The sequence below is a fragment of the Photobacterium indicum genome, assembly GCF_003026215.1.
Taxonomy (GTDB): domain Bacteria; phylum Pseudomonadota; class Gammaproteobacteria; order Enterobacterales; family Vibrionaceae; genus Photobacterium; species Photobacterium indicum.
Genome location: NZ_PYOC01000002.1, coordinates 98610 through 124334, shown reverse-complemented (window position 1 = coordinate 124334; position 25725 = coordinate 98610). Strand labels below are relative to the sequence as shown.

At 42.0% G+C, this 25725-nt stretch carries 19 protein-coding genes; 12 read left to right on the top strand and 7 right to left on the bottom strand.

From position 1 onward, the window contains the following. Positions 1-158: 158 nt before the first annotated feature. On the bottom strand, positions 159-1262 hold the full coding sequence (gene purC / locus C9J47_RS06495; protein WP_107252797.1) for a phosphoribosylaminoimidazolesuccinocarboxamide synthase: 1104 nt from the start codon (positions 1260-1262) through the stop codon (positions 159-161). Positions 1263-1950: 688 nt separating this feature from the next. On the opposite strand from purC, the gene C9J47_RS06490 reads away from it, so the two are divergent. Both C9J47_RS06490 and C9J47_RS06485 read left to right on the top strand, forming a co-directional pair. Next, on the top strand, positions 1951-4344 hold the full coding sequence (locus C9J47_RS06490; protein WP_107252796.1) for an ATP-dependent helicase: 2394 nt from the start codon (positions 1951-1953) through the stop codon (positions 4342-4344). A 38-nt stretch (positions 4345-4382) separates the two neighbouring features. Beyond that, positions 4383-5279: a LysR family transcriptional regulator gene (locus C9J47_RS06485; protein ID WP_107252795.1), complete on the top strand. Its 897-nt coding sequence runs from the start codon at positions 4383-4385 to the stop codon at positions 5277-5279. A gap of 41 nt (positions 5280-5320) precedes the next feature. Here C9J47_RS06485 and C9J47_RS06480 read toward each other — a convergent pair whose 3' ends face one another. Continuing rightward, complete coding sequence (locus C9J47_RS06480) at positions 5321-6991, bottom strand: amidohydrolase (RefSeq protein ID WP_245903341.1); 1671 nt, start codon at positions 6989-6991, stop codon at positions 5321-5323. Between the two features lie 397 nt (positions 6992-7388). Beyond that, positions 7389-8324, bottom strand: a complete 936-nt coding sequence (gene dsdC / locus C9J47_RS06475; protein ID WP_006231597.1) for a DNA-binding transcriptional regulator DsdC — start codon at positions 8322-8324, stop codon at positions 7389-7391. A 223-nt stretch (positions 8325-8547) separates the two neighbouring features. Between dsdC and dsdX the strand changes: the two genes are divergently transcribed. From dsdX to C9J47_RS06430, 9 genes are all read left to right on the top strand, one after another. Further along, a complete protein-coding gene (dsdX, locus tag C9J47_RS06470) occupies positions 8548-9885 on the top strand; it encodes a D-serine transporter DsdX (RefSeq protein ID WP_006231598.1) in 1338 nt (445 codons plus the stop codon). A gap of 15 nt (positions 9886-9900) precedes the next feature. After that, complete coding sequence (locus tag C9J47_RS06465; RefSeq protein ID WP_107252793.1) at positions 9901-11232, top strand: D-serine ammonia-lyase; 1332 nt, start codon at positions 9901-9903, stop codon at positions 11230-11232. Positions 11233-11469: 237 nt separating this feature from the next. Further along, the gene (locus tag C9J47_RS06460; protein ID WP_107252792.1) at positions 11470-13632 is read left to right on the top strand and encodes a marine proteobacterial sortase target protein; all 2163 of its coding nucleotides are present in this window, start codon (positions 11470-11472) and stop codon (positions 13630-13632) included. A gap of 23 nt (positions 13633-13655) precedes the next feature. Beyond that, the gene (locus tag C9J47_RS06455) at positions 13656-14228 is read left to right on the top strand and encodes a class GN sortase (protein ID WP_170107466.1); all 573 of its coding nucleotides are present in this window, start codon (positions 13656-13658) and stop codon (positions 14226-14228) included. A 98-nt stretch (positions 14229-14326) separates the two neighbouring features. Further along, positions 14327-14881 carry an RNA polymerase sigma factor SigZ gene (sigZ, locus tag C9J47_RS06450; protein WP_107252790.1) on the top strand — a complete coding sequence of 185 codons (555 nt, stop codon included), beginning with the start codon at positions 14327-14329 and terminating at the stop codon, positions 14879-14881. 199 nt (positions 14882-15080) lie between these two features. Beyond that, positions 15081-15602, top strand: coding sequence for a glutamate--cysteine ligase (locus C9J47_RS06445; protein WP_245903339.1), 522 nt, complete (start codon positions 15081-15083; stop codon positions 15600-15602). Between the two features lie 2 nt (positions 15603-15604). Then, complete coding sequence (locus C9J47_RS06440; RefSeq protein ID WP_245903337.1) at positions 15605-17398, top strand: ABC transporter ATP-binding protein; 1794 nt, start codon at positions 15605-15607, stop codon at positions 17396-17398. Continuing rightward, a complete protein-coding gene (locus tag C9J47_RS06435; RefSeq protein ID WP_245903335.1) occupies positions 17391-19310 on the top strand; it encodes an ABC transporter ATP-binding protein in 1920 nt (639 codons plus the stop codon). Before C9J47_RS06440 ends, C9J47_RS06435 begins: the two co-directional genes overlap by 8 nt. Positions 19311-19392: 82 nt before the next feature. Continuing rightward, positions 19393-20850, top strand: a complete 1458-nt coding sequence (locus tag C9J47_RS06430) for a glutathione synthase (protein WP_211321728.1) — start codon at positions 19393-19395, stop codon at positions 20848-20850. Between the two features lie 465 nt (positions 20851-21315). Here C9J47_RS06430 and C9J47_RS06420 read toward each other — a convergent pair whose 3' ends face one another. Both C9J47_RS06420 and C9J47_RS06415 read right to left on the bottom strand, forming a co-directional pair. Further along, complete coding sequence (locus tag C9J47_RS06420; protein ID WP_107252788.1) at positions 21316-21708, bottom strand: thiol-disulfide oxidoreductase DCC family protein; 393 nt, start codon at positions 21706-21708, stop codon at positions 21316-21318. Between the two features lie 413 nt (positions 21709-22121). Continuing rightward, positions 22122-23048 (bottom strand): LysR family transcriptional regulator, encoded by a 927-nt coding sequence (locus tag C9J47_RS06415; RefSeq protein ID WP_107252787.1) that lies wholly within the window; start codon positions 23046-23048, stop codon positions 22122-22124. A gap of 90 nt (positions 23049-23138) precedes the next feature. Between C9J47_RS06415 and C9J47_RS06410 the strand changes: the two genes are divergently transcribed. After that, positions 23139-23795: a CatB-related O-acetyltransferase gene (locus C9J47_RS06410; protein ID WP_107252786.1), complete on the top strand. Its 657-nt coding sequence runs from the start codon at positions 23139-23141 to the stop codon at positions 23793-23795. A 318-nt stretch (positions 23796-24113) separates the two neighbouring features. Here the strand turns inward: C9J47_RS06410 and C9J47_RS06405 are convergent, their stop codons facing one another. Further along, entirely contained in the window at positions 24114-24500 is a 387-nt protein-coding gene (locus C9J47_RS06405; protein WP_107252785.1) for a hypothetical protein, read from the bottom strand. A gap of 547 nt (positions 24501-25047) precedes the next feature. Next, positions 25048-25695, bottom strand: coding sequence for a metal-dependent hydrolase (locus C9J47_RS06400; RefSeq protein WP_245903333.1), 648 nt, complete (start codon positions 25693-25695; stop codon positions 25048-25050). Between the last annotated feature and the right edge of the window lie 30 nt (positions 25696-25725).

Here is a 25725-nt window from a genome sequence, read left to right as displayed (position 1 = left end):
AGCTATTTAGAAAAGTAATGAATAGCTGTTCTGGTGATGCCTGAACTTTTTATAACTCTTCATTATTAATAGCATGTATACCTGAATGAATGCTGAACAAAAAAGGGTAGCGCAATGCTACCCTTTTTTGTAATTGTAACTAAGTTTAGCTGCGTCGCTTAATCAACTAAGCCATATTGGTCACGTAGAATCGCTGTAATTTCTGCTTTAGGGTTCTTGCTCAGGATGATTTTTTTACCTGTGATTTTTTCTGCAATGTCAGTGTAAATTTTAGATACTTGCATCAATACTTCTTCAGGTAATGCATTATCGCGTGCTAAAGCGGAACGCTCTTCCATACGATCTTTATTCAAAAGAATATCTGGATCAGGGAAGTGGTTAAGCAGTAATTGGCGGAAATCTTCTTTCGAATTTTCTACAATTTTACCATCACGGTAAGCTGCGGCATCCCAAATACGAGACGAATCTGGCGTACCGACTTCATCCATGTAAATAAGCTTTTCTTTACCGCTCGCATCTGTCACGTAGCCAAATTCGAACTTGGTATCGACGAAGATTTGATCAAGTTTTTCTAGCTCAGAGCTAATAACATCGAAGCCTTCTTTTAGTAGTTTCTCGTAATGATTAATATCATCCGTATTACGGAAATTGAATGCTTCGAAGTTTTCTTCAATATTTTTACGCGTAATGTTTACGTCATCAACTGCTGGAACTCCTGGAATACCTTCCAGAATACCTTTCGTTGACGGTGTAATTAATAGTTCTGGTAATTTCTGATCTTTATTTAGACCTTCTGGTACTTCAATACCACAGAAATCACGTTCGCCTTTGCTGTAAGAACGCCACATTGAACCAGTAATGTATTGACGGCAAATTGCTTCAATCATTACTGGTTTGGCTTTTTGTACAATCCAGATGAATGGGTGCGGAATATCTAGAATATGGCTTTCTGCTAAATCATTGTCGCGGAAAAGCTTAAACCAATGGTTAGAGATTGCGTTTAATGCAGCACCTTTACCTGGTACGCCCTTCATTCCGCCTTCACCATGCCAAATGCAATCAAAAGCTGAAATACGGTCACTGATTACCATGATGGCAAGCGGTGCATCCGGTGCAACGTTATACCCTTTTTCTTCGATCAGGCGACGACTATCCGCTTCAGTTAACCAGTAAACAGAACGTACTTTGCCACTGTGTACAGGTTTGTCGGTACGGATTGGTAGGTCATCATTTACAGCAAGAACTTGATCAGCAAGGCTCATGGTGAAATTCCTATTTCAATAATCAATATAATGATAAAAGCACTTCGCGGCTAATGACTGAGATATAAGCCCTTTAGCCGAATTCTGATGAGAATAATACCAGAATTTACAGCGGTCGCCAGTAAAAAAAGCAAACGTTTGCCTTTTGTGGGTGAGTTATACGATTCCAGAAATGAAAGTTAGAATTATCTTGAGCGATTTTTGAACGTAATTTGATATCAAAAAGAACCTTGAAAGGGATATATATTGCTTATTGTCTATAGCCGTTTGTCTTATATGTGTATACCCAAGTCACCTCAAGATGCTCGTTTCAGCGAGAATTTGTTGGGCTCTAGGCAAGGCATTTATTTATAGGCCTAGTCGTTCTACGTTGGAAATAAGTAACACCGCATAGAGCCCAACAAAACTTGCCCTTCGGGAGTGATTCAGCGTATCTACTTCTGTGTCAAACGTGCTTGAAAGGGAATGCCATTCCTACACACATTTTCCTTGAATTAAATACGCTGATATCACTCTGAATCCTGCATCTTGAGGTGGCTTGGGTATAATAAGGTTAATTATTATGCACTGGTGAGTGGTGTGAAGATAAAAGACGCGGCGTTTGCTGCTTTAGGCGCTATATCATGTTCAAATACAGTACGTTTATCGAGTCCATTTTGTTTATTACATTTAAGAGCTGAATCAAAGCATGACGAGTTTTACCCCAGAACAAACAGCCTTCATTAATCACCAATCAGGCAATGCCTTGTGTGTTGCGGGGGCGGGCACCGGTAAAACCACGACATTGGTCGGTTTGATTGCGAATAAACTCGATACCGTACCTGCCAACGAAATGTTGGTGATGATGTTCAACCGTGACATTCGAATCGATTTCCAAGCCAAGTTGCAGGCGAAAGGTATTAATAGTGCTGTTCCTGTTCATACTTTTCACAGTTTTTGTATGCAATTGCTTAAGCAAACAGGCTATTTGAATGAAACTGGTTTTCAGCTAAGTTTTAATGAAGGCGATCGCGACAAAACTATCGCTAAATCCATCTTACGCACTGTTGCGGCGGGTGAAAAAAGTTATCAACGTCAGCAGTTGATTAAAGACCCTAAAACCATTGAGCTTTTAATGAGCTTCATTGGTTTGGTTAAAGCCTACATGTTACCGCCTAAAGAAGTGTTCGAGATGTCGGACATTAACCGCGAATACCTGTTTATTATTGATGCATATTGGCAGTTTGAAACCATACGAAAAGAGCAGAAATTGTTGTTCTTTGATGATTGGTTGGTTGAATCTGTACATGTGTTGAAAACGAATACCAATATCCGCGATTTCTATCATCAACGTTTTAAATTTATTGTGGTTGATGAGTTCCAAGATATCAACACAGCGCAATATTGGTTGTTAAAACATTTACTCGCACCGAATGCCCAGCTAGTGGCGGTAGGCGATGTGGATCAGTGCATCTACAAATGGCGTGGCAGTGCACCACAGTTTATGCTTAATTTTGATGAAGATTTTGCGCCTGCGACAACCTACACCTTATCGCGTACTTTCCGATTTGGTCACAGTTTAGCGCTGTCTGCTAGTCATTTGATTTCAAACAATAAACAACGTTTCCATGATTTTTTAACCGTATCTCACGATAATGTTGACGATACCTTGGTGGAAGTGATTGGCAGTGAACGCCAAGTGGGCGAAATTGTACAATCAATCCAGCAGTATTTAGCGCAAGGTGGAAAGCCTTCTGAAGTGGCGATTTTAGTGCGTCGCTGGTCACAAACGCTATTGTTTGAATTAGCCTTTTTGACTAAGCAAATTCCTTATCATATGCCAGTGCCTTCAGTGTTAGCTCATAGCCGAGAGGTCAAACTGTTGCTAGACGTTATGAGCTTGGCAACGGGGCGCTTCAATGAAAACGAACCTCATTTTCGTGCGACATCATTGTTTAATTTACTGTGTTTTCCACATTGCTATGTGCCTAATGCGCAGTTACGTCCGATTTGTGATGAATTGGCAAACATGCCTGCGCCGCAATGGGAATTACACGCTAAGAAGTTGGAAAAAGCGAAAGGTGACGGCAAGTTAGATACGCTTATTGAGCGAGTGAACTTGTTGGCTCGATTACAACAAAAAGGTAGCGTGAAAGCGGTTAGTGTATACCGTCAGTACCGTGCTGAAAGCCAATTAGATGCATGGATTTGGAAAACAGAATCGACCGCATCAGAAATTGAAGAAGCTATTGAGCGCTTAGACAGTATCGAAACCGTTTTAGATTCAATGGATCAAGATTGTGGTAAAGCACTGCAATACTTCGAGTATTACTCACAGAAGTCAGCGTCAAACTCCCGCGGTAATTCGTATCAAAATCCAAGTTCAAATCCAAGTTCAAGTCAGCAACAACAGAAACAAGGTGTAATCGGTGGGGCAGATGAAGCCGTACAGCCTGTTCAGCTGACCACTATTTTCCGTGCTAAAGGCTGCGAATATAACCATGTATATCTACCGTATTGGGATAAAGATGCTTTTCCGTATGTGAATCGCTCGTCGGCAGGTATCTCAGCCGATACAGAGGAAGAACGCCGTTTAGCTTATGTCGGTATAACGCGGGCTAAAGAGCAGGCTAAAATTTACTATACCGTTGAACCTGTTAAAAAAGGCACATACGTAAGGCCAGATAAAAATGCCAGCCAATTCGTGTTAGAAGCGAATATGAAAGTGGCGCAAGCTTTGGGTCCTATGTTGTATGAGGCACAACCGATCCCGTACCATAAATCACTGATCGCTCAGGGTTACTGTAAACATTTGGGCCGTTTAGATGATATGGCAGAAGCACCGCCAGAGCCTGTAATAACCGCTCCTTCAGTTAAAGATGGGTACAGTTATAAATGGGCAATAGAACAGCCTATTCCACCTAATGGCGAAAAACTTATTCGCTCAATGGTTAAAACGAAAACCATTAAATACCTTGAAACCGAATTGGCTCGTGTTTTACGGGATTTGAAATCGGCGATCAAGAATGAAGATGATGCCAAGCAAAAGGTGTTGGTGAATCGTTTGATTGTTATCGCGCGCGCCAAAGGTCGACGTTACTGAGTGTGAATGGTTCTGTTTGTGAGTAGGAATAAAGTGTCATGAATATTCAACATTTAAAAGCGTTTGTACTTGCTCACCAGTTGGGTTCTATTTCAGCGGCTGCCCGCACTATGGGCAAGCGCCAGTCGCAGGTTAGCCAGTGGATTTCAGAGCTAGAGATCGACTTTGGGGTTACTTTACTCGAGCGAACAGGCAACAGTATTCGCCTAAGTGCAGCGGGGGAAGAGCTGCTACCAATGATGGTACATACCGTGAGCCAAGCAGACAAACTGACAGCATGTGCATCTGCGTTATCACTTGAAGAACCCACCTTGTTACGGATTGGTATTGATAATTATATTCCCCAATCGTGTTTGCAAGCAGTATGGGTGAAGGCGTTGCAGCAACTGAACGTTAATCTTGAAGTGTCGACCAATAGCCGTAAAGCGTTATTAGTGGGGCTAGATGATGGCTCGCTAGACATTAGCTTACTCACCGAACATACCACACTGCATTATAGTGATTTTGATTATTGCCGATTGGGCAGTTACCGAGATGTGCTAGTGGCAGGGATATCGCACCCGTTAGCGTCTGAATCTGTAGTAACTGCCGATCATTTGTCAGCCTATCGAGAACTGATCTGGACTCGTGAAGCCATGACTGACGATGAAGAAGTGGGTTATAGCCCAACGTATGCAACCTTTACCGAGTTGGCTTCTTTAGTGGCGGTACTTCAAAACGGCGTGGGTTATGCAATGTTGCCGTATGATCAGATCGCGCCATATCTAGCGGCTAATCAGGCAGATAAACGCTTACAGGTATTATCGACCGATTTTGAACAAGCAGCGATGAGCCGTCGTGTTGAAGCAGTATGGCAACATGGGTTGTCACAAACCGAGCAAGGCAAGCTGTTATTATCACTGATAAAAACAGAACATGCCTTACTCGTCGAGTAGTAAGCTATTTGTTACTCTTGATTACATTATTCTTGATTATGTTACTTGTCATCACTATCGAACACGACTTCACCTTGTAGCATAGTGAGCATAACGAGAGCATTCGGAATATTTTTAGGTTTCATGGTGCGAATGTCTTTATCTAACACCACAAAGTCTGCCGATTTTCCGACTTCAATACTGCCTGTAATATCGTCTAAACCTAAACTGACCGCTGCATTAATCGTGTAAGCATCGATGGCTGTTTTGATATCCGGTAAGCCTGTTTTTCCCATTAAAAGGCTATTACTGATACCCACTAATGGGTTGATATCGTGCACGTTCCAGTCGCTGCTTAGACTAACATTCGCGCCTGTTTGGTATAAACGGTTCACTTGCATCATGTTGTTGGCACGCTTCTCGCCAATAAAAGGAACAGCCCATTCATGGTCATGTTCCACGATGTAATCGGAACCGACCTGAAAATCAGCCGTCACGTTAAGGGCTTTGAAACGCGGTAAGTCTGCATCTTGCACCATCTCGACATGGGTCAGCGTATAATCACGGTTAGAATGCGTTTGTCTGACAGCCTCAATGGCATTCAGGGATTCATTAATCGCACCGTCTCCGATGGCATGAATATGCGCCCCGTAACCAATTTTATCGAGTGCTTTTAACCACGATTTCATTGCAGTTGGGGCTATGTAGTTAATGCCGTATGGTTCATCTTCGATGTAAGTAGATAGATACGGTGCCAGTGTTTTAGCTGTGCCGTTGATCAAGATACCATCGCTGTACATTTTGACCTGATCGACGATCAAGCGTGATTCAGGATCCCGAGATTGAATACGTTGTAAATAGGGAAGTTGGGCTTCCATGCTATCTGACGGGTAAATCCACGGACGTAACGACACACGCGCTGTTAACGCATCATCTTTTTCTGCCGCTTTCCATACGTCATACCAGCCGCGCTTCCAATACAAGCGTCCGTCACCAATGGTAGTGATACCGTATACCGCGGCTTCTTCTAATCCGTTCATGAGCCCGTCGTAACTTTGGTTAAATTTATCGGCTAAGCTGTTCCACGCCATTTCCATTACGACGTCACCCGCATTATCAAACAAAATGCCATTAAGTTCGCCCGTTTCATGGTCGGTGAGTATCTTGCCACCTTGCGGTTCTGGGCTGTTTCTCGTGATGCCTGCCAATTTTAAAGCCTGGGAGTTGACCCACATGGAGTGCGATGTTTGTTCCATCAACACAACGGGTTGATCGGGGAAAATCTCATCCAGTACTTCAAGCGGTGTACGAGTGTTGTCATCGCTCAACGTCATATCGAGTGAAAAGCCGTACCCCATTAGCCAATCATTTTTTGACGACACATTTTTTTGACTGGTTTTACGACATTGCAGTAAGTACGGGATTTGCTCTTCAAGTGATGCATCCATACTCAGTTCGCAATTACCACCGGCTTCTGATGCCGCTTCAAAAACGTGATTATGGTTATCGACGAAGCCAGGTAATACAAAAGCGCCTTCAAGATCGATAACCTCAGTGTTTGGTGAGCGGTAAGCATTGATGTCAGATTGTTTGCCCATCGCAATTATTTTTCCGTCAGCAATCGCTACAGCTTTGACGGGCTGACCAGTATAAAAAACAGCATTGGTTAGAATCGTCTCAGCAGTTTGCTGTGCTGCTATTGCTGACGGTGCTAGACCAGATTGTACTGTCATTATCATAAGTCCCAAGAGAGTTGGTTTGATGCTTTTCATCGAGCATTCCTTTTATAAGAGTGTGAGACTTAACAATCGAACGATAACCACAAGCGAACTGAATGAATACTATAGTGTATTTCTATTCTGGTACGTTTTTTCTGCATAATGCCAATATTAGAGACATCATATGGGTTGTTGTCGTTAAACAGAGCGTTTGATTGTTAAGTGGAAAAAGCATAACGGCATTGTTTAGATAATGAAAAATGCTCACTATCATGAATCTGTGATAGTGAAATGGAGGTTAAAGAGGGGAGTTAATCGCCACAAGAGATAATTGTGGCGGCTGATATTTGCTGGGAATAGTTACTTATTTCATTAAGTTTGGCGAATCTCTAGGAGGTCTAGAATGTGTGAATTATTCTGCTTCGCGCTTAAGCCAATCGAGAAATAGCTCAATTTGTTTTGAGTGTTGATTTTGAAGCGTGGTTACGTAGTACCTTTGTTGGCAAGAGACTGTTTTTTCCGAAAATGGTTGAATCAATTCTCCGGACTTTATTTTCTTCTGAACTAAGCTGTGTCTGCCCATTGCAACACCTGCATTATTTATCGCGGCAATGACCGCCAAGTCGGATCTATCAAAACTTATACTTGGTATCTGTTTTATTGACTCAATGTCATATGTCTTTGCCCAAGATTCCCATTCATCTAGGTTAGACTCGTAATCCCATGCTTGGTTATCATGCAGTAATGTGCATTTGTGTAAATTTTGAACTTTACCCACCAAATCGTGCTTTTTCGCATAATTTGGAGTGCATACCGGGACAATAGTCTCTGACATTATCTCTTGATACCAAAGTTTTTTAGGTGTTTTATCATCAAAATAGATAGCGATATCGATACCGTAACCACAGAAGTTGATATTTTCGTTACCCGTCAGAATCTTAAGTTCAATAGCGGGATGTAGTTCTTTGAACTTATATATGCGAGGCACTAACCAGCACTGTGCAAAAGATGGTCGTGAATAGATAGTAAGTGTTCCCGAAACCTCGCCATTTCGTACTTCAAAAATTTCTTGATTTAATGTGTTTAGGGATTGCTTTAAGGAAAGATAGATTCGCTTCCCCTCAGTGGTTAGGCTTATTTTTCTATGGGAACGTTTAAATAACTGAATCCCAAGCTCATCTTCTAATCCATTTATTCGATGTGATATCGCGCTGGGTGTCATAGAGAGTTCTTCTGCAGCTAAAGAAAAAGAACTGTGTCTTGCGGCGACTTCAAATGTATGAAGTTTTGAGAGCTGAAAGCTATTTAACCGCTGATTTTTAGCAAGAATATTATCCTTGGTATACATTAAGTCGCCTTTTAAATGAGGTTTGCTTATTACATATCTCATTAACCATACTGGTTTCACATGAATAAATGTGACGCAAATAGCGAAATTATTCTGAATGTCGACTTAGATCACGCGGTTGTTTAAATTTAGCTCATGTATTGGTGATTTTTGATCGCTTGTCAGCACTTTGTATCCTTTGTCTAATACGACGAAATTAAACAATAAAAACAAGGTGTAAAATATGGAGTCGCAACTCTGGGTTATAGCAACCCTCGTATCAAGTATTGTAATGATCGTTTTTGCGATAGTTAAATTTAAGCTACACCCATTCTTAGCACTACTTTTAGCCAGCTTTTATGTTGGTACGTCGATGGGAATGGGCCCAGTCGAAATGGTTAACGCTATTGAAAATGGTATTGGCGGAACTCTAGGTTTCTTAGCTGCAATAATTGGGCTTGGTACCATTCTGGGGAAAATGATGGAGGTTTCCGGTGCAGCAGAGCGTATCGGATTAACACTTCAAAAATGTCGCTGGTTATCACCTGAAGTAATCATGGTTTTAATTGGGCTTGTTTGCGGTATTACACTTTTTGTGGAAGTGGGTGTTGTCCTTCTTATTCCTCTTGCCTTTTCTATCGCTAAAAAAACAAATACATCTTTGTTAAATTTAGCAATACCACTATGTACCGCTTTAATGGCTGTACATTGTATTGTACCTCCTCATCCGGCAGCTCTTTATGTAACAAATGCACTTGGTGCTGATATTGGTACTGTGATTTTTTATGGTCTTTTAATTGGTTTAACTGCTTCTCTTGTTGGTGGACCACTATTCTTAAAAGTAGTTGGTGCTAACTTGCCATTTAAGAAAGTACCAGAAGAATTTACTTCTCTAGAAGTAAAAAATGAAAACGAACTACCATCACTTGGAGCTACTCTATTTACTGTTCTTCTTCCTATTATTCTTATGCTGACTAAAACAGCAGCTGAACTTAATATGGAGCATGGTACTACGGTTTACTCTATTCTTGAGTTTCTTGGTAACCCTATAACTGCAATGTTTATTGCTGCATTTGTTGCTTACTACATTTTAGGTATTAAGCAAAACATGGGAATGTCTATATTACTAGAAAAAACGGAAGGTGCATTTGCATCTATTGCCAATATTCTATTAATCATCGGTGCTGGTGGTGCGTTCAACGGAGTGCTTAAAGGTAGTGGTTTAGCTGATGTGTTAGCACAGATACTTTCTAATTTAGATATGCCCCCAATTCTACTGGCTTGGTTAGTCGCAATTATATTGCATGCCGCTGTAGGTTCGGCAACAGTTGCCATGATGGGAGCAACTGCAATCGTTGCACCTCTGCTTCCGCTATACCCAGATATCAGCCCTGAAATTATTACTCTTGCAATTGGCTCTGGTGCTATTGGCTGTACTATCGTTACTGACTCATTGTTTTGGTTAGTCAAACAGTACTGCGGCGCGTCAATGTCAGAAACGTTCAAATACTATACGACAGCTACTTTTATTGCTTCTTTTGTAGCTTTGGGTGGCACCTTCCTACTGTCGTACATCATCTAGGTTTAAGGAATTAAAATGAGCACATTGAATATTCAACAATTAGTTACTGATTTTCCTCTGGTTGAAAAACTAATCGCCTTAGACGATGTAAGTTGGTTTAATCCAAATATTACAACTCTGGCTGAAGGCTTGCCTTATGTAGGGCTTGATAATACAGATATAAAAGATGCAAGTGACCGACTAAAAAGATTTGCTCCTTATTTGGCAAAGGCATTTCCTGAAACAGCCAAAACAAATGGCATTATAGAATCTGATGTTGTTGCTATTCCAGCCATGAAAACAGTTCTTGAACAGCAGTACAACATAGAAATTCAAGGAACCTTACTATTGAAAAAAGATAGTCATCTGCCGATTTCTGGTTCAATAAAAGCGCGTGGTGGTATCTATGAAGTGTTAACTCATGCTGAAAAATTAGCAATCCAAGCTGGTTTGCTATCTGAGTCTGATGATTACAGCAAATTGTTTACGGATGAATTTAGAGCTTTCTTTAAGCAGTTTAGTATCGCTGTAGGCTCTACCGGTAATCTAGGCATGTCTATAGGTATTATGAGTGCAAAACTTGGCTTTTCTGTATCGGTTCATATGTCGGCAGATGCCCGCCAATGGAAAAAAGACAAACTTCGATCGCATGGTGTAATTGTTGTTGAATATAAAGAAGATTACGGTGTAGCGGTTGCACAGGGACGAAAAGAAGCAGAAAAAGATCCAACGTGCTTCTTTATTGATGATGAAAATTCACCAACACTTTTTCTAGGTTATTCTGTTGCTGGAGAGCGACTAAAGAGCCAGTTTGAAGCCATGAATATTCTAGTAGATGAGCTGCATCCACTGTTTGTTTATTTGCCATGTGGCGTGGGGGGAGGGCCTGGTGGTGTGGCGTTTGGTTTGAAAATGGCATTTGGCGATAATGTTCATTGTATCTTTGCGGAACCTACCCACTCACCTTGCATGTTATTGGGTATTCATACTGGCCTGCATGATGAAATCTCAGTTCAGGATATTGGTATCGATAATATAACAGCTGCTGACGGCCTAGCTGTTGGTCGTGCTTCTGGATTTGTGGGAAGAGCAATGGAAAGATTACTTGATGGTTTTTATACCATTAGTGATGAAAGAATGTACCACCACCTCGGAGAGCTGAGTAAGTATGAAGATATTCAGCTAGAGCCTTCAGCTTTAGCCGGAATGCTTGGTCCTGTTGTAGTTTCTGACAATGAAGAATATCTTCAGCGAATCCAAATGGATGAGCAAAAACTCAAAAACGCGACCCACTTAGTTTGGGCTACGGGTGGTGGTATGGTTCCAAGTGAAGAGATGGCATCGTACCTCGCTAAGTCTGGAATTTAATTTTTATTTAAGGCATAGCCTAGGCTATGCCTTATCTGATCATTTACTTATCCAGAATGGTATAGCAGCCAGTTTTCTAGATAACAGTTTTGTTCTATGTCGGCTGCCTTTTTTCCGCCACTTTTCATCCATGATTAATCATTTTTCTTGCCTGTTCTCGCCATGCTTATTTGCTTTAATGCCCTTATTAGCAAGAAACAATTCTTTGTGATTAATGGGTGAAGCGAAGGCGATATCATGGTCTGTATTAATATAAAAACGTGGGTGGTTGCCGCTTACTGGTGTGCATTAAGAGATCGGTCTAGGCGATTAAAAAGAGGATTACTTAAACAAGGGCTACATAAACTATTAATAGGTGGGCTAACAGGCATACTGGCACTGTGTTCATTGGCTGTGCAAGCGGACGATTTAGGCTTGGTATATCGTGATGAACATGGCACTCAAACAGCGCCATTATTGTCGACTGATGTAACAATGACGGTGAATGGCTTGGTCAATCGGGTCACAGTACGTCAGACATTCAAGAATACGAGCACAGATTGGATTCATGGTCGCTACATATTTCCTTTACCTGATAAAGCGGTTGTCGACCATTTGCGGTTGTGGATTGGTGAACGCTTTATAGAAGGGGATATTCAGCCTAAAGCTATTGCGAAAAAGCAATATGAAGCGGCGCAACAGGCAGGCGTGAAAGCCAGCTTAGTTGAACAACATCGACCAAACATTTTTTCGACTCAGGTGGCCAACATTGCGCCTGATGAATCTGTCACTGTTGAAATTGAATACCAAGAAGTAGTGTTGTACCGCGATGGCGAATTCAGCCTGCGTTTCCCCACAGTGGTTGCACCTCGTTATATTCCCGTTGTGCCATTAAATAAAGTGCCAGATGTGAACGAAATTACTCCTTCTCTACGTGATTCACAAGACGATCCAACCTTACCTTTTTCACTCAATATTGATCTGAATGCTGGGTTACCCATCGCAGTTATTAATACACCATCTCATGCTTTTACTCAGCAGACGTTATCTGAATATCATTACATCTTGTCTTTGATACAGCCTGATATTGCCGATCGCGATGTGGTTTTGTCATGGCGACCGAAAGCAACGGATTTACCTTCTACAGCCTTATTTACTCAGCATGTTGAAGGGCAAGGTTATGGATTGTTATTGACCATGCCGCCCCAAGTGAATCATCAAGTTAATAGTACGACTAGTACGACTAGTACGACGAGCAGTGCCTTGTTCCACCAGTCTGTCACTTTCGTGCTCGATATTTCAGGTTCAATGTACGGTGAATCTATCGAGCAAGCGAAACAAGCATTGAAATACGGTTTGCAGCAACTACAGCCTGAAGATTCATTTAATATCGTGACGTTTAATCATGAAGCCATGCTCTATTCTGAGCAATTACTGCCAGCTACATCGTCAACAATCGCTCGCGCATTACGTTTTGTTGATGGGTTAGATGCCGATGGTGGCACAGAAATGGCAGCTGCGTTAAAGGCTGCGTTTTCAATCAAAACATATGATCAACCGAACAGCACACGTTGGCTCAATCAAATTGTATTCATTACCGATGGCAGCGTTGGTAACGAAACGGCATTGTTTGATTTGATTGAGCAACAATTGGTTGATCGTCGTTTATTTACAGTCGGTATTGGCTCTGCACCAAACAGTTATTTTATGACCCGAGCAGCAATGAAAGGCAAAGGTACATATACCTACATTGGTGATGTGAAAGAGGTTGATACCAAAATGCGGTTACTGTTTTCTAAAATCAGCCAACCCGTAATGCGTGATATTAAACTGGCATGGTCTGATGGTAGATCTGTTGATTATTGGCCAAACCCTGTGCCGGACTTATATCAACAGGAACCTCTGCAAGTGTCATTTAAGATCCCTGAAAATGCCGCTAATTTGGTAATTACAGGCCAACAAGTTGATCATGAATGGCGTAACGAAGTAGATATATATCAAGGTTTGGCGATAGGCGAAAAACAACCGCAACCGCGTATTGGGTTAGACATTATATGGGCGCGTAATCAAATTAGCAGCATACAAATGAACCCTGAAATATCTGCGGAAGAGAAGAAAAAGCAAATCGAGCAACTAGGAATGAAGCACCACATTGTAACGCGGTATACCAGTTTGATTGCCGTTGATAAAACCCCAGCCCGTGCAGAAGGTGAAGTGGTTAATGATGCCAACGTGAAACCGCATTTACCAAAAGGGTGGAAGTCGAAACAGGCGTCTTTACAGCCCGCACCATACCAATTGGCTCAAACGGGTACTAACAGTGAAGTTATGATTTTTGTCGGCGCATTATTGTCACTGTTTGCTTTATTAATCGGGTGTACCTCTAAGAATCGCATCACGATATGCCGCACGAGATCGTAGTGCAAAACGAAAAGGGTAAAACGATGTTAACACTTTCTAATGTTCGCACAGCTTTGATGGTTGTTGTATTGAGTGTTGGCTTGTTAATGATGGGTCGAGGGGGCTATATCCAAGCTAAGGCGTGGCTTGCACAAGTATTGATTGCTCAAGCTTGGCAACAACAAACAGCAACAGGTATACCAACTAAACCATGGTCGTGGGCAGATACATCGCCCATTGCGCAATTGATTTTACCTAACGGTGAGCAACAAACAGTACTGGCGGGTGTTAGTGGGCGTAACTTAGCGTTTGGGCCTACTTTACAGTTATTCACTGCAAAGCCAGATGAGCAAGGCAATGTGGTGATTTACGGGCATAACGATACGCATTTTAAGTCGTTAGAAACAGCTAAAATAGGTGATGGTATTGAAGTACAAGATGAGTATGGAAAGATTGTACGTTACATTGTCACAAGTGTGCGGGTGGTGAACCAACAAGAAACAAAGGTAGCTGCACAAACGCCGTGGTCGCAGTTAACCTTAATTACGTGCTATCCCTTTATTACTGTTAGCGTAAATGGCCCTTTGCGATGGGTGGTAACCGCCATACCTGCATAAAGACTAACAATCGACTTACTTGGTCTTTGACACTTTAAATTTACTCATAATTCCATTATTATCGAAATATAGTAAGTGTCGTAAATTGAGGGAAGGCTATGCTAGCGGAGTGGTTAACACACAAAGACCAATTAAGAAGTTACATAGTGAAACAAACAGGTGATCTAGACTTAGCTGACGATATCTTGCAAGAGGTATACATTAAAGCAAGCCAGAAAATTCACCAGCTAGAAGCTAAAGATAAACTTAAAAATTGGCTGTATCGCATTACTTATAATACGATTATGGATTTCTACCGATCGCACCAAAGCCATGAAGAGCTGATGGATAACCAAATAGAAGAAGAGGTGCCTGCTGAAGTTGTCAATTTACAAACAATGGGGCAGTGCTTACGCCCGATGTTTGATTGTTTGCCAGAGAAATATCGCCAAGCAATGATTCTTTCAGAATTAGATGGATTACCTCAACAGGCAGTCGCTGAACAATTAGGGTTGTCATTATCCGGAACGAAAAGTCGGGTTCAACGTGGTCGAGTTAAGCTTAAAGAAATTCTAATGAATTGCTGTAATGTGGAAACGGGACGCGAAGGTATCATTGATTTCTATCCCAAAGCAGAGTGTGCTGAATTCGCTAAAAGTAACTGTGTGGGTTAAGCCTAATCTTTAATATTTCATTGATATTTTTTTCTATAAATCGACTCACTTTCTGGGTCGCTTTCTTCTTTTAGAAGAGCTTCTTCGTCTTGCCCCCATCTATATTTTAATTTTCTGGAAAAATATTTTTAAAAATTGCGTCTTTTTTCATTTTCCTACGTCCTAATAGAATGATTAACATTTTTATTGAATAAGACAAATGAGAAATGAAGCTATCCCCTCTGAAGTTAAGACACCAGTTATAGAAATGCTGGAATTTTTAGCAAGCGATCAAGCGAAAGAAACCCTGCGTGATGTTCGCCGTGGAATTGAACGTGAAATGGTTCGAATTACACCCAATGGGTCGCTTTCTCAACGACCACACCCTGTATCTTTGGGCTCTGCACTTACTCTCCCGTACATCACCACCGATTTTTCAGAAGCGCAACTAGAGTTAGTGACTCCTGCGGTTAATGAGAGAAGTGAGACATTTGAAACACTGGCTTCTTTACACCACTTTGTTGCGGCTAATTTGAATGAGGGTGAGTCGATGTGTGCTGCGAGTATGCCCCCTGCATTGCCTGATGATCACGATATTGCTCGTTACGGTACTTCGAATGCTGGAATGGTGAAGGCTCGCTATCGTGAAGGGCTAGCCAATCGTTATGGAAAGCGGATGCAGCCAATTCGGTGCCATTCGCCCCAATCTCAGACAAACCAAGCTCAAGAGAAAATTGTGTAATTATGAATATTCTTTGGAAATTAAAGGGCTACCTTAAAATGTTTGGCCGACACTATCTGATTGCCTTTGCGGCATTGCAGGTGGTTGCGTTGGTCAATTTGATTCCTTCATGGTTGATTGGTCGAATTGTCGACGGCATTAGCACGGACACATTAGACACTCAAACGATGATTGTTCACGTCGTTGGGATTATAGTCTCGGGCGCGGCAATGTACGGTTTGCGTTTTGTATGGCAAAGCAAACTATATGGTGCTTCTATTGCGATAACTCGTGTGATTCGAAGTGAGTTGTTTCAAAAGTTCTCTCAATTGTCACCTGCATTCTATGCTCGCAGAAGTACAGGGGATCTGATGGCACATGCGACCAATGACCTTAATGCGGTGGAAGAAACCATGGGAATGGGGGTTATGACATTGGTGGACTCTTTGATCGCAGGTATTACGGTCATTTTGGGAATGATCTTTGTTGTTAGTGGTGAACTTACCGCTGTCGCACTGCTTCCCTTCCCATTACTAGTACTCATTACTCGCCGCTATGGTGTCAAGCTACATAAGGCGTTCGGTAAGGCGCAATCTGCGTTTTCTGATCTAACCGAAGAGACTCGTGAAACGGTATCGGGTATTCGTGCGGTTCGCTCACACGGCATTTCTGAACGTCAAGAACAGCGCTTTGGAAAAACCTTAGATGAAACGGTAGATGCAAATCTTTTAGTTGCAAAAGTGGATGCGGCATTTGGTCCCACGATTCAATTAGTCTATGGGCTGTCGTTCATCATTTCACTGGGCTACGGAGCATGGTTGATAGAACAAGGCAGCATAACTGTGGGATTGTTTACTACCTTTACACTTTACCTTGGGCAACTACTTGGGCCATTTATGCAGTTTGGTTGGCAGTTCAATGTATTTCAACGAGGTAAGACGTCATGGCGTCGTCTGGAGCAGTTATTTGCTGAAAATATTGAAGTCGTAGAAGGTGACATAACACTGCCGAAAACAGCGGACGCAAGTATGTCTTTTGATATCAAGTCATTCACTTATCAAAAAGCGAACCGTAAAGCGCTCGATAAGGTGAAATTTGATTTGCCATCGGGCGGGTTGGTCGGCATTACTGGGCCAACGGGCAGCGGTAAAAGCACGCTATTGCACTTGGCACTACGCCAATTTCAACTTGAGAAGCCGTCAATAATTCACATTTCAGGTATGCCAAGCGACAGCCTAACGTTTGGTTCCTTACGCAGTAAGCTGGCTTGGGTTCCTCAAAAGCCGCACTTGTTTTCAGGCACTATCGCAGAGAATATCGCGTTGGCGAAACCTGATGCGTCGCAAGCAGAAATCGAGCATGTGGCTGAAATGGCGGGTATTCGAGCAGAAATTGAAGCGATGCCTGAAGGCTTTGATACTTCACTTAGAGAGGGCGGTACGAATCTGTCGGGTGGTCAAAAACAGCGTTTGACTCTTGCTAGAGCTCTATTGTCGGGTGCTGATATCCTTTTGTTGGATGATCCATTTAGTGCATTAGATATGAACACTGAAGTGCAAGTTCGTCAAAACCTAAAGGCGCGTTATTCGCATAAAACGATGTTGCTTGTAACGCAGCGATTAACGAATCTTATCGAAGCTGATCATATTTTAGTGCTCAATGATGGGCAAGTAGAAGAGCGTGGTTCTCACCATGAGTTGGTGGCAAATCAAGGCTGGTATTCAATGGTTTATCAACGTCAAAGCCAGTTGGGGCTGTCCATAAGTGGCGATGCTGCTATTCAAGGTACTGGCATTGAGGGAAAAGACGATGAGTAAGTCTCAAGCAAGTAATGCTCGAACAAACAATAGTGCTGAGAAGCCTGAATCAATGAAAGATAATACGCTTTATCGCCGTTTATTGACCTTCTCATTGCCGCACAAAGCGCGTTTTAGCTTTGCCTTTTTGATGCTGTCGCTTGCGGTCAGTGCCGAGATGGCGATTCCATGGTTGGCTAAAATTGTGTTGGATGAGGTCATTGTGCCTCAGCAATTTGAATGGCAACAACTTATCACATTGATCGGGCTTGTGATGCTGTTCTATGTGCTTGCTGCGGTGTTTGGGTATTTACAAGCGGTTACCTTTAAACACAGTGCATTGCTGGTGGTTAAAGACGTACGTGAACAACTATTCCGCCATGTATTGAACTTTCCTATTGCGACGTTCGATAAATTGTCAACGGGTAAACTGGTCTCTTACATTACCAACGATACTGAATCGCTACGGAATATGTACGTTTCGACGATTCCAACCGTGATTCAAGGTGCATTGCGCATCACGGTTATTTTCATCGCAATTGCATTATTGGATTGGCGTTTGATGTTGCTTAGTTTGGTGCTGATTCCTATTTTGTTGATGACGATGCATTTGTATCGCAAGATTTCAATGTCAGTGTTTGACGGCATTCGAGTTCAAGTCAGCAATATTAACGGGCAAATAAACGAATCGTTGCAAGGTATGGCTTTGATTCAAGCGTTTCGTCAAGAAAAGGCGTTCCAAACTAAGTTTGAGAAAGATAACCAAAGCTGGTTTAACTTCCGTGCTAAGTCAGTCGCAATTGATAGCTTGATGTTGTTACCACTGACACGCTTGATTTCGACGTTGACAGCAGCAGGCATTGTAGCGTGGTTTGCAGGAGCATCGATGTCGACCGTTGTTGAGATTGGTACTTTATATGCGTTTTTGAACTACATTGAGCGCTTCTTTGACCCGTTCCGACAGTTATCGATGGAATTGCACAAATTGCAGGTTGCAACTGTGTCTTCGAAACGTATTTTTGAGCTGCTAGACGATGATTCTGAAATTCATAATCAATCGATGCCGGAAGTGAAGATAAATGATAGCAACGATATTGAGTTTCGTAATGTCACCATGGGATACGAAGTCGATAAGCCAGTACTCAAAGATGTCAGCTTTACGGCAAAAGGTGGTGAGTTTACAGCGATTGTTGGGCATACCGGCAGCGGGAAAAGTTCGGTGATCAACCTGTTGATGCGTTTTTATCAACAGCAGCAAGGCGACATCCTTATTGGCGGACAACCGCTTAATAAACTGCCTGAATCACAACTGCGAAAGCTGTTTGGCTTGGTATCACAAGACCCAACCATCTTTAGCGGTTCAATCGTTGATAATATTGATTTATCTCATGATGCTGCTTTTAGTGATAGCTATACGAGTGATGACAGTACGCTTAATGACAATGACAATAAAGCACTAAAAGCTAGCCGTGATAAAGCGATACAAGCAGCCGAAATGGTGAAAGCGGATCGCTTCATTCATCGTTTACCTGATGGTTTTGATCATCAACCAAGCGATGGCGGCGCTACGCTTTCTGTGGGTGAAAGACAGTTATTGGCATTAGCTCGTGCGATTTCTCACGATCCGAAAATATTCCTGCTTGATGAAGCGACGGCGAATATCGACAGTGAATCGGAAGAAACGGTAAAGCAGGCTCTTGAGAATATCCAAGACGGCAGAACTATTATCACCGTTGCGCACCGTTTATCGACGATTCAAAACGCCGATCAAATTTTGGTGATGAACAGCGGAAAGGTGGTACAGAGTGGTACACATCAGGCGCTAATCGAACAAGATGGCGATTACCGAGATTTATACCTTGCACAGAAAGCGCAAGAAGAAAACGAACATCAAAACAGCACGCTAGGCCTAGCGGCTGTGAGCGCGGCATAAGTGATAAAATAGAAAGAGTCATTACATTATGAATAACGGCACTATTAATAACGACACTATTAATAACGAAAATAAGCAATTTATGCCTCAAGACGTCATTAACGATATTCTTGAGTGGGAAATTATGCACGGAGTCGCGTTTCGTCAGGCCGATAATACGGCAAGGCACGTACCATTCAGCATCGCACCGATGACGATGGAACGCTCTGTGTACCAACACCTGCTTTCTGTTACACCACTGATCGCTAAGTTGGTAAGCAACGTGTCTGAAGATCATGATTTCCTGCAAGAGTCGCTTAGTGATATGGCAAAGGCAGACCCGTTTTTTGGTCGTTTGATGGAGCTGCATCAGCAAGCACATGGTGATGTAACTAAGCGTCAGCAACCTGCTCGCCAGCCACTACTTTTGATGCGTACCGATTTTATGGATGATCGTCAGCATGGGGCAAAAGTGATCGAATTCAATGGTATTGCTGCTGGTATGGGACCATTTGGTCAGCGCGCTACAGAGTTGCATTGCTTTGTGCAAGATCAATGGAACGATGTCTACCGTAATTGGTTAGAAGACGATACGGCAATACCAGCAGACAATCACGGCATGGAACAACTCGCTATAGGTATTGCCGCCTCAGCAAGAAAGGTAAAGGCGCACTTTGCTGAATTGGGTGATAGTGCGAACGAACAAAAGCCAACCTTCCTGATGATTGTGCAGAAAGATGAAGACAATGTTTACGATCAGCACCTATTGGAAGTTGCATTGCAAAATATTGGGGTTCGCACAGTAAGACGCACCTTTGAGCAATTGAGCACTCAGCTCTCTAGTGGTGAAAATCAGCGTCTAATTCTTGAAAATGTTGGCGCAATTGACACGGTTTACTTACGTGCGGGCTATCAATATTCAGACTACTGGGCACCAGAGCTGAATGAAGATATTTGCTGTCACACATTAAGCCAAACGCGTCTGTTTATTGAAATGCATTACGTGGCAATGAACGCGACCATCAGCCAGCAGCTTGCAACGAGTAAATCAATGCAGATGCTACTGACCATGATGCCTGCACAAGAGTATGCCCGTTGGAGGTTAACCCTAGAAGAAGCCCGATTAGTAAAGAGTGTATTGGCAGATATGAAACCCATATCGAAGGAGGCAATCGAATGGTTTAATACCTCTGCCGATAAGCAAGAGTGGGTACTCAAGAACCAAGGCGAAGGTGGTGGTCACTGTGTGTTTGGAGATCAGATCAGTGAGACATTAGCCAAATTGAAGCCAGAAGAGTATGACGCATGGGCATTGATGCAGCGTTTGTATCCGCATGAACGAGATACGCCAACCATTGCGGTTCGTGATGGAAAGCAGACGTTAGTGAACGATCTTGTGAGCGAAATCGGCTTGTTTACCGCCCATTATCAAGGAGAGCCTGTAACGGAGCTAGACGGCTATGCTGGTTACTTAATTCGCAGTAAGCCTGCCAGTGAAAATGAAGGTGGCATTCATAGCGGTCAAGGGATCTTAGATTCTCTAGTACTTATTAATGCGTGATTGTTTATGAGGCTATTGTCCGAACCCTGATGGTCTTAATAGCATGAGAATCTAAATGCTATCAAGGCTCAGAGTCATGTGAGTGACAGCAAAGAGGGTCTTGGCTGTTATAATTAATGGTATTAGACCGTAGTGTTTTGTGAAAAATTTGAAACACGGAAATATTCACCATCGAGTCAGCGAGATCTATGCTGACTCGCCTTTGCCCCAAAGCTTGTTAGAGCTTTAACTCATTCACAATATGTTCATAGCAATTTGCCATACATTTGCTCATGTGATGGGTGTCGCTTACAAAATCTGTACAGTATTATCTCCCCCGGCATTTGAAGATATTGCGACTTATCTGGTCAGCGTGGTCGACAATATGGTGCAGGTGTTTGACGAGCAGACAGATAGTTCGTTAATGCTGATAAGCTCTTCCTTTGTTCAATTGCAGATGGAAAAATTTTCAGCTGCAAGCGGTTTTTATTTCCGATTTTGACGCTGCGGGTAGCGGCCGCTTTTCTTCAGCCGTTTAGCCACACTATAGTGATAATAGCGGGCCAGAAGTGGACGAATAAGCGGCAGGCCGATAAAAAAAGCCAGCGGTTTAAGACAACTGACTCGGCTCATTAACAGGATATACGCATCAAGTTCGCTCAAAACTTTCCCACTTGCTGTTTTTACATGCAGTTCGGTCAATGCTTTCAGGGGGTCGATACCTAGCTGCTGCAGCAACTTTTCCTGCCCGGTAATATCAACCCAGCATACTGAATCGCTCTTCTCTCCTGCCAGACTTTGATAATTATTACGATCTTTAATACAACGCGGGCAGCTGCCATCGTAATAAACAGTTACTTTTTCGTCGCCATTTTTCATATTTCGCCCTCCTACATATATTCTATACCTAGCCTCCTTTATTGCCGTGAAGGCTGAGTTCTTATGATCCCGGTTAATAAAAAGAACGATATTTGCAATTGAACAAAGTGAACTAAAATTACAAAAAACTATGCCTCTCAATGGATTTTTTTATTGTCCGGGTTTACTGACATTTCTTGGTTCGCAGAATATGACGACATCTCGCCATGGGGCACATAGTGCCTTAGAGTGTCAGCTTTAATTACACCACCAAACCAGCCTTTCCTATCACGTTTTTGCCCCTTTTTTTGTTAGTACTGATACTCATTCATAAGCTATTAATACTGCTTTTAGATACCTAAAGTGATGCGATGATCTTGGTATACTTGTTTCAACAAACAAAGTTCGTTCCTCTTGCTGAGGATTAATGTTAATCACTTGAGCTGCTTTGATTGAATACCATTCAGGTGGTTTCGGAAAAATTCAACAAACAATTTGGTACGTTTGGGCAAATGTTGCCTTTTAGGATAGAGAATGTATAAGGGCAATATCGGGCTCGTTTTCCAATTGGGAACGAGTTGAACCACTTCTTTTCGTGTGGCCAGCGACAGTTTAGACAGTGCAAATTCATCCAGCATTGCTACACCACATCCACTTAACATGGCATCGACCATAGATGCGACTAAATTGACGCTGAATGTTCCATGTAGCTTAATATGTACATCTTCCTTGGACTTTTTATTCAGAAACTTCCAGTTATCTAATGCGAACTCTGTATTCCTATAAAGAATATGACTGAGCTTACCGAGTTCCGATGGATGCGCAATCTCACCTTGTTCTTTAATATAACTCTTATGTGCGAATGGCTTGCAATGTAGTGAGCGAAGGTAATGTCCAACATAACCTTCTGGCGGGGAGTCTGTAAGGTAAAATGCAACATCAAAGCCTGACTCGATAAGATCTAACGGACTTTCAGTGAAGATAACCTCTATCTCTATCTCTGGGTAAGTCCGATAAAATTCGGCTAAGGGTTCAGTTAATAGCATCGCTCCGAATGACGCTGAAGCCGCTACACGCAATTTGCCTGCGACGTTTTCTGTTGAACATAGCTTTTCATTAATGGCCTCAGCACTCTCCAGTAGGTACTTAACTTGCTTATAAAACTCAACACCATCGTAAGTAAGATTAAACTGTCGAGTTGTCCTTTGAATTAGTTGAACTGACAAAATATCCTCTAGTTGTCTTAGCTGCCTACTCACATGGGCATTTGAACAATTTAACTTTTTAGCCGCCCCCGCAATGCTTTTTTCCTCACATAATGCGATGTAGATGGGTATGTAGTGAAGCCACTTTATTTCCATATGGTAATTCTGAATGTCTAAATGAACACTACTGGAAATAATAGGGATTATTTAAACTCTCGGCAACATGAATTAGACAAGGGTTAACACATGGAGTTATTCAGCAGTTGGCTTGAAAGCCAAAACCTAAAAGATCACGTTAAAAATCCGAATATTGAGGTCGGAGACTATAGCTATTATTCAGGATTTTATCATTCTAAGTCGTTTGAAGAACAAGCTGTACGCTATTTGTTAGGCGACAAAACAACGGAGGATGCATGGCAAAGCGGTCAGTTTGGAGATATTGATAAACTGCGCATAGGTAAGTTTTGCTCCATTGCGTCGGGAGCAATTTTTATGATGGCGGGAAACCAAGGACATCGACTTGATTGGATATCAACGTTTCCATTTTCAGCAGAAGTGTTTGGTGAAGGTGTTAAAGAAGGATTCCAGAAAGCGGGTGATACGGTAGTAGGCAATGACGTCTGGATTGGCAGTGAAGCGATGATCATGCCTGGCGTTCAAATTGGTGACGGTGCAGTGATAGGTGCTAGGGCTGTAATTACGAAAAATATTGAGCCTTACTCTGTAGTTGTCGGTAACAACCTCGTAATTAAAAAGCGATTTAATGAAAAAGCCATTCAGTCGTTATTAGACATACAATGGTGGGAATGGCCGCTGGAACATATTAAGAGTGCAATGAAATTGCTATGTAGTGGACAAATCGAGGAGTTGGAGCGTTATTTTTTCAAGAACGTGGCTGTTTGATTAAAATTGCTTTTTGAATTTCAGAGTAATTATCAGCTTAAGGTTACAATTGAGATAGCAACTAAACAAGTAAGGGTATACTTTTCATTATCTAATCCGAATCGTAAGAGTTAGTGCAAGAGTACTAACACATTCTTGTCCTGAGACGTGTCAGCGACAACCTGTCTGACACGTTCTTGCCCCAAAGTTTCTGACGAATAAAAATATCAGCTAATAAATTAAGCGTCATTTGGTATTTTTCTATTACAGACTTAGTGTCTATGAAGTCGATAGTTATTGGTTTTCACTTATCGACTCACCTTTAGCTCATGGTCATAATCACTCAATAATTTCAAAGTGGAACTTGTATTTACGTACACCGTCTATCTGAACACCTTTCTCTCTCAACTCAAGGTACTGCTGAATTTTAACAGTTCTAAAATTCATAGCCTTCAGCGCAAGGATTATTCGTAGCTCATCCATTGAACGTGACTTAGCTTCAGAACTACAAGTACCGCAGACAACATAAGCCTTTTGTTTAAAACCAATCTTATTAAGCCAGTTTAGCTCTTTCGGTTCTTTACGTTTGCCACAAAAGTAGCAGCGATTCTCTTGCTGCAATGCTGCCTGTTCCCTTAAAGCTTTAGGGCTTGGTGATTTGATTGGTGGGGTAGTGTTAGTCTTCTTACTACCACTGAACATAGAGAACTGAACTATATTAGACATTTGGATTGCTCTTACTAATCAAGGTATACAGCATATAACTGAACATTATTGTCATGTGCCTTTATATCCTATTCCTTGTGCATTCAATTAGTCAAATTACCATTTTACGCACTGTACTGGTTAAGGGGCTTAGCCTGTGTTTGACGTGAGTACTACAAGACACTTATCTAAGCGAGTTTTGCCATACATCAATTAATTCATGTTCTGCTAAATTAGCAAAACATCTGACTCATTTCTGCCCATATTTGAGATAGGGCAGCAGTAATCACATAATGCCTGTTTGGTTTCACTCATGTTGTTTTTCCGGCATGTAGCTACACTATTAAAGCTAGCACGGCCCTTAGACTTGGCAAAAAATGGTTGAGTTTGTTTGTAGTGGTACAGTTTCCGCAGTTAAGAAATTACATCTTTATTTTTCTTGTTTCGACGTTACTACGAAGGGACTTCACCTCGAAAAATACCCGCCGTTGAACTAAGAATATCTTTTAACCAGCTTGAAGTGACTTGTAGATTAAGCCACTCAGGTCGAAACTGAAAGCGATGCCAATCAGAGAGCAAATCTATTGTTGAGTTGAAGGGGGGGGGCAATAAGAAATAAGGCAACAACCGCAATCAATTGCGCTGTGCTAATGAAAGGGTTTTTAAAAGAAATAACCTTCATCGCAGTACCAAAAGAGGACTTTAACTTTCGGTTGGCTAAATCAACGCTATAGCATTCATCCAATGCAAGATGTAGCACCCCACCAAAAGCGACGAATAACCCAGATAGCCAGCTGGTCGCATTACTATACCCCATATAGTGGGTCATACATACAATGCACATACTCAGTAATGCAATAAAGGCCAACGAATGACAACAGCCCCTATGGATGGTGAGTTTTTCAAAAAATGACTTTGCGCTATGACGAATAAATATATAAAAAGCCACAGCTGCCAAAACAAGTTCTAGCATTGTGACTTGCGCATAGAGGTGGCAAATTAAGACAAAGCTGCATACGCAAGCAAATAAACTAAACAGGGTGCGCATAGAGGTTGAATTGTCTGAATCGATGTCAGGCAATAATCCACCGATAGTGCCTAAAAAGGTCAACCATAGTGCAGTAATAGGCTGTATGTTTCCTGCCGATAATAAAGCGGTGGCCGCTAAACTACTGGCGATAGCCGCATAATTCAAATGTGTATTGAAGTTAGCCACTGGTGCTCTTAGGGTTTGTTATTCTCACAG

Bases quoted from the DNA above. Each gene is read 5' to 3' on its own strand.
- C9J47_RS06435 (WP_245903335.1), top strand. From the start codon at position 17,391: ATGAGTAAGTCTCAAGCAAGTAATGCTCGAACAAACAATAGTGCTGAG.
- C9J47_RS06420 (WP_107252788.1), bottom strand. From the start codon at position 21,708: ATGAAAAATGGCGACGAAAAAGTAACTGTTTATTACGATGGCAGCTGC.
- C9J47_RS06415 (WP_107252787.1), bottom strand. From the start codon at position 23,048: ATGGAAATAAAGTGGCTTCACTACATACCCATCTACATCGCATTATGT.
- C9J47_RS06430 (WP_211321728.1), top strand. From the start codon at position 19,393: ATGCCTCAAGACGTCATTAACGATATTCTTGAGTGGGAAATTATGCAC.
- C9J47_RS06465 (WP_107252793.1), top strand. From the start codon at position 9,901: ATGAGCACATTGAATATTCAACAATTAGTTACTGATTTTCCTCTGGTT.
- sigZ (WP_107252790.1), top strand. From the start codon at position 14,327: ATGCTAGCGGAGTGGTTAACACACAAAGACCAATTAAGAAGTTACATA.
- C9J47_RS06455 (WP_170107466.1), top strand. From the start codon at position 13,656: ATGTTAACACTTTCTAATGTTCGCACAGCTTTGATGGTTGTTGTATTG.
- dsdX (WP_006231598.1), top strand. From the start codon at position 8,548: ATGGAGTCGCAACTCTGGGTTATAGCAACCCTCGTATCAAGTATTGTA.
- C9J47_RS06405 (WP_107252785.1), bottom strand. From the start codon at position 24,500: ATGTCTAATATAGTTCAGTTCTCTATGTTCAGTGGTAGTAAGAAGACT.
- C9J47_RS06440 (WP_245903337.1), top strand. From the start codon at position 15,605: ATGAATATTCTTTGGAAATTAAAGGGCTACCTTAAAATGTTTGGCCGA.
- C9J47_RS06460 (WP_107252792.1), top strand. From the start codon at position 11,470: ATGGTCTGTATTAATATAAAAACGTGGGTGGTTGCCGCTTACTGGTGT.
- C9J47_RS06480 (WP_245903341.1), bottom strand. From the start codon at position 6,991: ATGACAGTACAATCTGGTCTAGCACCGTCAGCAATAGCAGCACAGCAA.
- dsdC (WP_006231597.1), bottom strand. From the start codon at position 8,324: ATGTATACCAAGGATAATATTCTTGCTAAAAATCAGCGGTTAAATAGC.
- C9J47_RS06485 (WP_107252795.1), top strand. From the start codon at position 4,383: ATGAATATTCAACATTTAAAAGCGTTTGTACTTGCTCACCAGTTGGGT.
- purC (WP_107252797.1), bottom strand. From the start codon at position 1,262: ATGAGCCTTGCTGATCAAGTTCTTGCTGTAAATGATGACCTACCAATC.
- C9J47_RS06490 (WP_107252796.1), top strand. From the start codon at position 1,951: ATGACGAGTTTTACCCCAGAACAAACAGCCTTCATTAATCACCAATCA.
- C9J47_RS06410 (WP_107252786.1), top strand. From the start codon at position 23,139: ATGGAGTTATTCAGCAGTTGGCTTGAAAGCCAAAACCTAAAAGATCAC.
- C9J47_RS06445 (WP_245903339.1), top strand. From the start codon at position 15,081: ATGAGAAATGAAGCTATCCCCTCTGAAGTTAAGACACCAGTTATAGAA.